The 11149-nt window shown below is 67.0% G+C and carries 10 protein-coding genes; all 10 read left to right on the top strand.

The features are described from left to right. Positions 1-77: 77 nt before the first annotated feature. The 10 genes from K5H97_RS12615 to K5H97_RS12570 are packed head-to-tail and all read left to right on the top strand — an operon-like array spanning position 78 to position 11144. Entirely contained in the window at positions 78-1427 is a 1350-nt protein-coding gene (locus K5H97_RS12615; protein WP_028689479.1) for a UDP-glucose dehydrogenase family protein, read from the top strand. Next, complete coding sequence (locus K5H97_RS12610; RefSeq protein WP_028689478.1) at positions 1424-2488, top strand: NAD-dependent epimerase; 1065 nt, start codon at positions 1424-1426, stop codon at positions 2486-2488. Before K5H97_RS12615 ends, K5H97_RS12610 begins: the two co-directional genes overlap by 4 nt. Then, positions 2485-3231 (top strand): sugar transferase, encoded by a 747-nt coding sequence (locus K5H97_RS12605; protein WP_028689477.1) that lies wholly within the window; start codon positions 2485-2487, stop codon positions 3229-3231. The genes K5H97_RS12610 and K5H97_RS12605 overlap by 4 nt, the downstream gene beginning before the upstream one ends. Position 3232: 1 nt before the next feature. Beyond that, positions 3233-3880 (top strand): CpsD/CapB family tyrosine-protein kinase, encoded by a 648-nt coding sequence (locus K5H97_RS12600; protein ID WP_028689476.1) that lies wholly within the window; start codon positions 3233-3235, stop codon positions 3878-3880. Between the two features lie 22 nt (positions 3881-3902). Continuing rightward, positions 3903-4922, top strand: coding sequence for a polysaccharide biosynthesis/export family protein (locus K5H97_RS12595; protein WP_028689475.1), 1020 nt, complete (start codon positions 3903-3905; stop codon positions 4920-4922). A 14-nt stretch (positions 4923-4936) separates the two neighbouring features. Further along, a complete protein-coding gene (locus tag K5H97_RS12590) occupies positions 4937-6511 on the top strand; it encodes a GumC family protein (RefSeq protein ID WP_028689474.1) in 1575 nt (524 codons plus the stop codon). Then, on the top strand, positions 6508-7686 hold the full coding sequence (locus K5H97_RS12585) for a glycosyltransferase family 4 protein (protein WP_028689473.1): 1179 nt from the start codon (positions 6508-6510) through the stop codon (positions 7684-7686). The genes K5H97_RS12590 and K5H97_RS12585 overlap by 4 nt, the downstream gene beginning before the upstream one ends. Further along, positions 7683-9053, top strand: coding sequence for an O-antigen ligase family protein (locus K5H97_RS12580; RefSeq protein WP_028689472.1), 1371 nt, complete (start codon positions 7683-7685; stop codon positions 9051-9053). The genes K5H97_RS12585 and K5H97_RS12580 overlap by 4 nt, the downstream gene beginning before the upstream one ends. Beyond that, positions 9050-10015, top strand: coding sequence for a glycosyltransferase (locus K5H97_RS12575; RefSeq protein ID WP_028689471.1), 966 nt, complete (start codon positions 9050-9052; stop codon positions 10013-10015). The genes K5H97_RS12580 and K5H97_RS12575 overlap by 4 nt, the downstream gene beginning before the upstream one ends. Next, on the top strand, positions 10008-11144 hold the full coding sequence (locus tag K5H97_RS12570; protein ID WP_028689470.1) for a glycosyltransferase family 2 protein: 1137 nt from the start codon (positions 10008-10010) through the stop codon (positions 11142-11144). The genes K5H97_RS12575 and K5H97_RS12570 overlap by 8 nt, the downstream gene beginning before the upstream one ends. Positions 11145-11149 lie beyond the last annotated feature (5 nt).

Below are 11149 nucleotides of genomic sequence, written 5' to 3'. Positions count from 1 at the left end.
CAATTCCACCGGGCTGAGCTATACCCAATTCACACCACTGTTTCATCTCCCTTACTCATCCATACGAGGCACCGCGCATGGACGTGAGCGTTTTTGGCACCGGTTATGTCGGACTGGTACAGGCAGCAGCCCTGGCGGACGTCGGTCACAGGGTCCTGTGCGTGGATGTCGATACCCACAAGATCAACCAGTTGCGCCAGGGCGTGCCGCCGATCAGCGAGCCGGGTCTGTCGGACCTGCTCGAGGACAACATCAGGGAAGGCCGCCTGCTGTTCAGCACCCAGGCCAGCGACGCGGTCAGCCACGCCGAGCTGATCTTCATCGCCGTCGGCACGCCGCCCGACGAGGACGGCTCGGCCGACCTCAGCCACGTGCTCAACGTCACCCGGCAGATCGCCGCGCTGATGGAGACCGACCATACCCTGATCATCAAGTCCACCGTGCCGGTGGGCACCGCCGATCAGGTCATGGCCCTGGCCCGCGACGAACTGCAGCGCCTGGGCAAAAGCCAGTTGCACGCGCGCGTGGTGTCCAACCCCGAGTTCCTCAAGGAAGGCAGCGCCCTGGCCGACTGCATGCGCCCGGACCGGATCATCGTCGGCACCCTCGACGAAGTGGCCCATGAGCAGCTGGCGGAACTGTACGCGCCGTTCTGCCGCAACCACGAAAAACTGATGTTCATGGACAACCGTAGCGCCGAGCTGACCAAGTACGCCGCCAACGCCATGCTCGCCACCCGCATCAGCTTCATGAACGAGCTGGCCAACCTCAGCGAACACCTGGGCGCCGATATCGAGGCGGTGCGGCGCGGCATCGGCTCCGACCCGCGCATCGGCTACCACTTCATCTATCCGGGCTGCGGTTTCGGCGGTTCATGCTTCCCCAAGGACATCAAGGCCCTGCTACACACCGCTGCCCACAGCGGCATGCCGTTGCGTCTGCTGCAAAGCGTCCACGAGGTCAACGATCAACAGCGGCGCATCCTGTTCGCCAAGCTCAAGCAGCGCCTGGCTGGTCTGGCCGGTAAATCCATTGCCCTGTGGGGCCTGGCCTTCAAGCCCAACACCGACGACATGCGCGAGGCCCCCAGCCGTTACCTGATGGAAGCCCTGTGGGCCGAAGGCGCCACGGTGCGCGCCTACGACCCCGAGGCCATGGATGAATGCCGGCGCCTGTACGGCTACCGGGACGACCTGCAACTGTGCGCCACCCGCGACGACACCTTGCAGGACGCCGACGCCCTGGTGATCTGCACCGAGTGGAAGAACTTCCGCGTGGTCGATTTTTCGATGCTGGCCAGCAAGCTGCGCGAGCGGGTGATCGTCGATGGCCGCAACCTGTACAACCCCGAGCAGGTCGCCGCCCACGGCCTGCACTACAGCGGCATCGGCCTGCGCCAAATCGCCCCGCAGGCGGACGCGCCATGAAGGTGCTGGTGACCGGCGCGGCCGGTTTCATCGGCGCCCACACCTGCCGCCAGCTGCTGCTCGAGGGGCACCAGGTGGTGGGCCTGGACAACTTCAACGACTACTACGAGCCGGCGCTCAAACACGCCCGCGTGCACTGGGTACGGCAGACTGTCGGCGACTTTCCGCTGCACTGCCTGGACCTGGGCGACCGCGACGGCATGGCCCGGCTGTTCGCCAGCGAGCGCCCGGAGGTGGTGGTGCACCTGGCGGCCCAGGCCGGCGTGCGCTACTCGCTGCAGAACCCTCAGGCCTACCTGGACAGCAACCTGGCCGGTTTTCTCAACATTCTCGAAGGTTGCCGCCGCCACCCGGTCAAGCACCTGCTGTACGCCTCCTCCAGCTCGGTCTATGGGGCCAACCAGCAGACGCCCTATCGGGTGGAGGACCCAGTGGACCACCCGCTGTCGCTGTATGCCGCCACCAAGAAGGCCAACGAGGCCATGGCCCACAGCTACAGCCACCTTTATGGCATTCCCTGCAGCGGCCTGCGCTTCTTCACCGTGTACGGCCCCTGGGGCCGCCCGGACATGTCGCCGATGCAGTTCGCCAAGGCGATCAGCGAAGGTCGGCCGATCCAGCTGTTCAACCATGGCCGTCACCAGCGCGACTTCACCTACATCGACGACATCGTCGAAAGCCTGGTGCGGCTGATCCCCCTGCCCCCGGTCGCCGACCCGCAGTGGGACGCGTTCGCCCCGGACCCGGCCAGCAGCCACGCGCCCTGGCGCCTGTACAACATCGGCGGGCAGCGCCCGGTGGAGCTGCTCGACTACCTGGCCCTGCTGGAAAAACACCTGCAGCGCAACGCGGTGATCGAGCTGCTGCCGCTGCAGCCAGGCGATGTGCTGGCCACCTGCGCCGACGCCAGCGCGCTGGCCAGGGTCACCGGTTTCACCCCACAGATAGGCCTTGATGAAGGGCTCGGGCGCTTTGTCGCCTGGTTCAAGAGCTACCACTCGCCCGCCGCCAGCGAAGCGGCGCCCCTGGGCGAGCAGCCAGATAAACGGAGGGCGGTATGACAGGGCAACCCAAGAGCGCGCAACTGCAGGCGCTGTATCAGGACAAACGCATGGATCCGGCGCACCGCCAGCGCATCGATGCCGCCATCCACATGCAGGGTCGTGGCTGGATCACCGGTCGCGCCGGAGGCCGGCCCTGGACGCTGTCGCGCACCAACCGCGTGCTGTCGTGCCTGGCCGCGCTGACCCTGCTGCTGCTGCTGTCGCCGGTGTTCCTGGTGCTGGCGCTGCTGATCAAGCTATCCAGCAAGGGTCCGGTGTTCTTCGTGCAGAAACGCACCGGCTACCGTGGCCGCGCCTTCGGCATGTACAAGTTCCGCACCATGGTGGCCAACGCCGAGGCGCTCAAGGACTCGCTGCGCCACCTGAACAAGCACGGCGCCGAATCCATCGATTTCAAGATCGACAAGGACCCGCGCATCACCTCGGTGGGCGGCTGGCTGCGGCGCAGCAGCCTGGACGAGCTGCCCAACCTGATCAACGTGGTCACCGGTGACATGCGCCTGGTCGGCCCGCGCCCCACGTCATTCAACGCCTACCGCTACCACGACAACCACCTGGCGCGGCTGTCGATCTACCCGGGCATGACCGGCCTGTGGCAGATCTCCGGGCGCAGCAACATCGACTTCGACCAACGCGTAGAGCTGGACCTGAGCTACATCAACGAACAGAGCCTGATGCTGGACCTGAAGATCCTGCTCAAGACCCCGTTCAAAGTCTTCACTGGCCACGGAGCAAGCTGAGATGGACGGTTCATCCTCGAGAAGCCTGACGATCGCTACCCCAAGCGAGACCAACCTGACCGCCACCGTGCTCGACCTCGACCAGCGCACCCTGCTGCTGACCGCGGCCAACACCGGCAGCGGCACCAGCACCAGCGCCCTGGCCTTCGCCAGCCAGCTGGCATTGATGAGCGCGGGCAACGTGCTGCTGATCGACGCCAGCCTCAGCCCCGGCGGCCTCAGCCAGCAACTGGGCCTGGGCAAGCTGCGCGGCTACAGCGACCTGCTGTTCAACCAGGACACCCCGCCGCTGGCCCAGGACTGCATCGTGCGCCTGTCCGACCAGCCGTTCGACGTGCTGCCGGTGGGCACCTGGAAACGCGGCCGCGACCGCCTCGACCACGAGCAGTTGCGCGTACTGCTGCACCAGCTGAGCAACCAGTACCGCTTCGTGGTGATCGACGGCGAAGCCATCTACGCCAGTGCCGACAGCCTGGTAATCGGCACCCTGGTCGACGGCGTGATCCTGGTGGTATGCGCCGAGGAGACCCGCTGGGAGGTCGCCCAGGCGGCCAGCCAGCGCCTGACCCAGGCCGGCGCGCGATTGATCGGCAGCGTGTTCAACAAACGCAAGTACTACATGCCCAAGTGGCTGTACGAAAATCTCTGAGAGGCCGCACAGGATGAACGCCATGAGATACCCATCGATAGCCCTGTGCGTGCTGGCCCTGGCCGGCTGCGCCAGCCAGGAAGACCGCCAGATGCCGGTGCAGATCCTCACCGCGCCACCGGCCGAGAGCCAGGCCACCGAGGTCGCCCGCCGCGAACAGGTATTGCGTCCGCAGGACGTGCTGGAGGTGATCTTCCATGTCAGCAACCGCTCGGCCGGGGTCTACCGCATCCAGTCCGGTGACACCCTGGACCTCAACTTCATGGCCGCCAGCGGTCTGAACGGCAACCAACTGGTGCAGCCTGACGGCACCATCACCCTGCCCAGCACCAACGCCGCGGTGCGCGTCGAGGGCATGACCCCCGGCGAGGCCGAGAGCGCCATCCGCCAGGCCTATCAGGACAAGCGGGTGTTCAAGCCCAACCGTGACCAGGTCACCGTGCGGGTGATCAGCCCGATGACCGACGAGGTCAACCTGAAGAACGCCCTCAACCACCCCGGCACCGGCATGAGCCGCGACATCACCGTGGGCAACGACGGCCGCGCCACTTTCCCGGAAATTGGCTCGGTGCCGCTGCAGGGCATGACCGTCAACCAGCTGCGTGACTACCTCAACGAGCGCTACGCCACACTGCCCGGGCGCATGAGCGTGGACGTACTGCTCAAGTCCACCGCCGCCAACGAGATCTACGTACTCGGTGAAGTCGGCCAACCCGGCGCCTTCCAGATCCGCCGCCCGGTATCGGTGCTCGAGGCCCTGACCCTGGCCCGCGGCCCGACCCTCAAGGCCAAGCTCGGTTCGGTGGTGATCATGCGCCGTGAAGGCAACACCGTGCACGCGGTCAACTACGACGTCGACCAGGCGCTGTCCGGCGGCAGCCAGAAGCTCGCCTACCTGCAGCCAGAGGACATGCTCTACGTGCCCAAGACCAAGCTGGCCAGCGCCGCCGAGCTGTCCCGGCAACTGGCCGACGTGGTGCTGTTCCAGGGCTTCGGTTTCAGCTTCAGCTACCGCGTCGACAACAAAGAAAGCAACGACTGACCGGGGGACGGACCATGACCACGCAACCCAAAGAAAACTATGTGCATGAGTTCTTCCGCATCTTCTTTGCCAACCGCCAGTTGGTGAAACGGGTGTTCCTGGTGTTCGCGGTGATCGCCGTGCTGTTGCCGCTGGTGCTCAAGCAGAGCTACGACATCACCGCCGAAGTCATCGTGCAGTCCAAGAAGCTTTCGCAGAGCGACACCACCTCGGCGCTCAGCCAGCAGGCCGATCAGTTCATCCCGCCGTCGCTGGCCGACATGGAGACCGAGAGCAACATCCTGCGCTCGCCGACCCTGATCCGCCAGACCATCGGCGAGCTGCGCAAGGAAGGCCATTACCCGGACGAGCCCGGCCTGCTGCGCCGTACCGTGCTCGACCCGCTGCGCCACGCGGTGCTCGACCCGCTGCACCGGCTGTTCGGCAACACCGTCGCCGATGACCGCGACACCCAGCTCGACACCCTCACCGACCAGGCGGTCAAGGACCTCAAGGTCGAGACCCTGCCCGGCTCCAACGTGATCTCCATCACCTACGGCGCCAACGATCCGAAGCTGGGCACGCTGTTCGTCAGCCGCCTGCTGGAAAACTTCCTGACCAACCGCCAGGACCTGCAGTCCAACGAATTGCCCGAAGCGTTCTACGAGCAGAAGAAACTGCACTACCAGGCACGGCTGGGCGACCTGGAAAGCCAGCGCCTGGGGCTGCTGACCGCCATCGGCTCGTCGGACCCCAAGGAAGAGATCACCTTCCGCCTCAATGCCATCAACACCGAGGAGCAGGCGCTCAACCTGCAACGTGACCGCCAGTTGCAGAACCAGAAGTGGCTCGACTACCTGCAAAGCAGCCTGGCCGCGGCCAACAAGGCGAAGATGGCCGACTACGCCTTCCCCTACACCTTCACCACCACGGTCGACAACATCGCCTTCGAGGACCGCGAGATCAAGCAACTCGGTGAGCAACTGACCACTCAGTTGGCCCGCTACAACGGCGACGCCACGGTGTTCCAGCCGGGCTCCGACCAGATGGTCATGGCCCGCCAGCAGATCGCCCAGTTGCGCGCGCAGTTCCTCAAGATCGTCGAGAACCGCATCCGTGAGCGCCAGCAGGACCTGGCGGTGACCCAGCAGGTGATCGAGCAGAAGACCCAGCGCATCGCCGACTACAGCAAGCGCATCCTCCAGCTGCGCGAGACCCAGAGCAAGACCCGCCAGCTGGATACCGAGATCGATGCCCTGCACAAGGCCTTCTCCACCTACGCCCAGCGTTACGAGGAAAGCCGTGGCCAGGGCCTGCTCGACGGCAGCCAGTCCAACGCGCGGATCCTCAGCGCCCCCTATGAACCTACCGCGGCAAGCTTCCCGAAACCTGGCCTGATCATTCCGTTCGGCCTGATCACCGGCCTGCTGCTGGCGATCGCCGTGGTCTACGTCAGGGAGTTCTTCGACCACCGCTTCAAGCATCCGGCGCAGATCAGCCACGAGCTGGGCCTGCCGGTGCTGCTGGTGATCAACGACCAGGCCCCGGCGCTGCCCAACCCGCACAAAAGCTGGTCGCTGCCACGCCTGTGGCACTGGGTGCGCAATTGAACGCCGCGCTGCACGCCGGCCGGCCGATCCTGCACCTGCTCGGCAGTGGCGGATTCTACGGCGCCGAGCGCATGCTCCTGGACCACTGCCAGGCCACTCCCGGCCAGCATCGGGTGCTGTTTCTCGATGCCCCGGCAGAGCTGGTGGCGCGCTTTCGCGAAGCCGGTGTCGAGTGCGACACCTGCCAGGGGCTGGGGGCGGTGCTCAAGGTACTCGGCGCGCAGCGCGGGCAACGTCCGTTGGTGAACAGCCACAACTTCAAGGGCCAGCTGTTCGGCTGGATCGGCGCCACCCTGTGGCGCCTGCCGATGGTCAGTACCCAGCATGGTTTCACCCCGCGCAGCCGCAAGCAGCGCTTCTATACCTGGCTAAGCCTGCAACTGTGCCGCACGCCGACGGTGGACACGGTGGTGTGCGTGGCCGAGAGCATCGCCCGCATCCATCGCGATGCCGGCGTACCCGAGGCCAAGTTGCGGGTGATTCCCAACGGGTTGCCCGAGCACCAGGAGGTTGACCTGACCGCAGGCGTGGGAGCGGGCTTGCCCCGCGATGGCGATGCCGAACACAACAGTGAATCGCGGGGCAAGCCTGCTCCCACGTCTGCTCCTCGCCAAGGCGATAGAAAACCCTGGCTCGCCGCCTATGTCGGCCGCCTGTCGAGCGAAAAAGGCCCCGACCTGTTCCTCGACACTCTGATCCCGGTGTGCCAGCGCCACCCACAGGTCCATGCCGTGATGCTCGGCGAAGGCCCCGAGCGCGACACCCTGCAGGCCCGCATCGACGCCGCCGGCCTCACCGCGCGCATCACCCTGCCGGGCTTCCAGCGCGACATGCGCGCCTGGATGAAGCGCCTGGACGCCCTGGTCATCAGCTCGCGCACCGAAGGCACGCCGATGATCCTGCTCGAGGCCATGCAGGATGGCGTGCCGGTGGTGGCCTTCGGCGTCGGCGGCATCCCCGATGTCATCGAGCACGGTCGCAACGGCCTGCTGGCCGCGCCCATGGCCAGCACCGAGCTCGGCGCGCACCTCGAGGCCCTGCTGCAGGATCCTGCGCAGGCCACCGAGCTGGTCGCCGGCGCCCGCCGCACGCAACGCGAACGCTACCACCTGCCGACCCTGGCACAACGCTGGGCCCTGGTGTACCGGGGCACGGCCGAGGAGGTTGTCGCATGATCATTCCCCTGTCGCTGGTGGCCCTGGTGGCCCTGCTGAGCCTGGGGCTGCTGGCCAGCCCCTACCCGTTCCTGGCCCCCGGCGGCGTGATCGGCCTGGCCGGCGTGCTGGTGCTGTACCGCAAGCCCGCCTGGGGCCTGCTGGTGATCGCCACCCTGGTGCCGCTGGAGGGCCTGCTCAAGGACGGCCTGGTGTCCGGCGCCAAGCTGGTGGGCATCGGCCTGGTGCTGATCCTCAGCCTGCAACTGGCGGTGCGCCAGTTGCCCGGCGAGCGCCTGCGCAGCAACCAGTGGCGCCTGCTGCTGCCGTTCATGGCCCTGTACCTGCTGAGCCTGTGGACCAGCGACGACCTGGCCCTGTCGGGCGGACACCTGCGCGAGCTGCTGGTGGGCCTGGTGGTGTTCGTCATCACCCTGCTGGTCGGCCGCGACCTCAACCTGCCGATGCTGGCCCGGCTGATCACCGTCAGCGTGTGCGTGACCTGCCTGTTCGCGATCTTCTCCACCAAGTACCAGGAGCAGGGCCGCGCCTCGGCCATGCTCGATCCCAACGCCTTCGCCCTGCTGATCACCATCGCCATGCCGCTGGGGTTGTGGCTGGCGATCAAGGCCCGGCAGATCCCGGTCAAGCTGTTCTGGGCCGGCTGCTGCCTGTTGCTGCTGGTGGGCATGACCAAGACCGAATCGCGCTCGGGGCTGGTGGTGCTGCTGATCAGCCTGGGCATGATGCTGTACAACTACCGTGAACAACTGACCTGCATCCGTCCGCGCCACCTGGGCTTCGCCATGCTCGGCCTGGCCATCGTCCTGCCCCTGGGCGTGGCACTGATGCCGGCAGGCTACGCCGACCGCATTCAGTCGCTGATGCTGCTCAAGTCGGGGGTCAACGCGCACCAGGACGAATCGCTGGGTCGGCGCGCCTCCTACCTGGTGGTGGGCAAGGAAATGATCAGCCACAGCCCGCTGCTCGGCACCGGGCCCGGCACCTTCCCGCTGCATTACGCCGACACCGGCTTCTCCAAGGCCTTCGCCCCGGTCAACAGCAAGACCACCGACCTCTACCGCCGCGCCCACAACACCTACCTGGAGCTGTTCAGCGAGGTCGGCCTGCCGGCGGGCCTGCTGTTCGTCGGCATGATCGCCCTGGCCTTGCGCAACTTCTGGCGGGCCCGCGCCGCCTTCCGCGCCGCCGGCGACCCAGACCGCGCCGACCTGATGACCCACCTGACCATGAGCATGCTGGCCATCGGCCTGTTCCTGATGTTCCTCAGCGCCCCCAGCCACAAGTACCTGTGGCTGATGTTGGCGCTGTCCAGCGTGCTGCTGGGCCAGGCCCGTGAACAACAGCCGGTGGAGGTGGCCCGATGAGCCGGGTGAGCATCGTCATCCCGATGTTCAACGAGGCCCGCCATATCGGCCGCACCCTGGATGCCGCCCGGCGCTCGGCCAGCGCGGCGGGCCTGGCCTGCGAGCTGATCGTGGTGGACAACGGCTCCAGTGACGACGGCCCGCGGATCGCCCGCGAGCACGGTGCCCAGGTGCTGAGCCTGCCCGGTGTGGCCATCGGCGCCCTGCGCAACGCCGGCGTAGCCGCCAGCCACGGCGAATGGCTGGCCTTCCTCGACGCCGACATCGAGGTGCCCGAGCACTGGCTCGACCTGCTGCTGGACCTGCAGCGCCGCGGCGAAGGCGATGTCTTCGCCCTGGACTGCGACACCCCGCGCCAAGCCCCGTGGTTCGCCCAGGCCTGGCAACGGCGTACCCTGCGCACCGGGCAGACGGTGCAGGACTGCACCTGGCTGCCCACCCCCAACCTGCTGATGCGCCGCAGCTGGTTCGACCAGGTCGGCGGTTTCGACGAGCGCCTGCGCACTGGCGAAGACAAGGATTTCACCCTGCGCCTGCATGAATCCGGCGCGCGCCTGCGCGTACTGCGCCAGCCCGCGGTGCTGCACTGGGGCTACGAGGCCAACTGGCGTGAATGGCTGGGCAAGGAAATGTGGCGCCAGGGCAGCCACCTGCAACTGCTGCGCAGCCATGGCGTCAGCCTGCGCCTGCTGCGCTTCCCGCTGCTTTCGGTGGGGGCCTGGGTACTGGATGCCATAGCCCTGTCGGCCCTGCTCGACGGTTTCCCCCATGTGGCCCTGTTCTTCCTGCTGGTCAGCGCACTGCCCGCGCTGTTCCTGAGCCTGCGCCAGAGCCGCCGGCACCATGACCCGCTGCTCACCTTGCAACTCTGGGGCTTGCACTGGCTGCGCCTGCACCTGGCCGGCGCGGCGTTCATCCTCAGCCTGTTCAACCGCACCGCAAGGAGGCCCGCCCGTGGCTGAGTTCATCTTCTGGCTATGCCTGTTGCTGCCGTTGTATGCCTGGTTCGGCTATCCGTTGCTGCTGACGCTGGCCGCGCCGTTCTTCGCCCGGCGCACGCATTCGCCGTTGCCGGCGCAGCGGGTGAGCGTGGTGATCGCCGCGCACAACGAAGAGCGGCATATCGAAGCCAAGCTCGCCAGCGTGCTCGGCCAGGACTACCCGGCCGCCGAACTGCAGGTAGTGGTGGCCAGCGACGGCTCCAGCGACCGCACCGTGGCGCTGGCCCGGGCCCTGGGCGACTCACGGGTGCAGGTGCTGGACCTGCCGCGGCTGGGCAAGGCCGGAGCGCTGAACAGTGCGGTGCAGGTGTGCACGGGCGACCTGCTGGTGTTCACCGACGCCGACAACCAATGGTCGACCGACACCCTCGGCCTGCTGCTGGCGCCGTTCGCCGACGCGCAGGTCGGCGGTACCGCCGGGCACATGATCATCCCCGACCCGGGCAAGGGCCTGAGCATCGGCGACAGCCTGTACCGCCACTACGAAGCCTGGGTGCGCAAGGTGGAGAACCGCACCGGCTGCATGGTCTCGGCCGACGGTGCCCTGCTGGCCTTGCGCCGGACGCTGTATCAACCGATTCCCAAGCAGGTCAACGACGACTTTTTCATCAGCACCTGCGCCCCGGCCGCGGGGTTGCGCATCGTCTACGTGCCCGAGGCGGTGGTACTGGACCAGGGCGTGGACGAGGCCGACAAGCAGTTCCGTCGCCGCCAGCGGGTCACCGTCGGTGGCCTGTTGAGCCTGGCCGCGCGCCGCGAACTGCTCAATCCGGCTCGCCACGGCCTGTACGCCATCGCGCTGATCAGCCACAAGCTGGTCCGCCGCCTGGCCCCGGTACTGCTGTTGCCGCTGCTCTTGGCCAACCTGTGGCTGGCCATCGAACCCGGTTTCTACCGCCTGACCCTGGCCCTGCAGCTGCTCGGCTATGCCGCCGCCATCGCCGGCCTGCTCGACGCCCGCCGCCGGTTGCCACGCCCGTTCCGCCTGGCCGCCTTCGTGCTGGTCACCCTCGCCGGCATGAGCGTGGGCCTGTGGCAGTTCCTGCGCGGGCACAGCTACAGCCAATGGAACCCCGACCAGAATCGATGAGCGAC

It is taken from the genome of Pseudomonas mosselii (assembly GCF_019823065.1).
GTDB classification, from domain to species: Bacteria; Pseudomonadota; Gammaproteobacteria; order Pseudomonadales; family Pseudomonadaceae; genus Aquipseudomonas; species Aquipseudomonas mosselii.
Note: the sequence above shows the minus strand (reverse complement) of the source record. Positions and strands in the feature narration are given on the sequence as shown.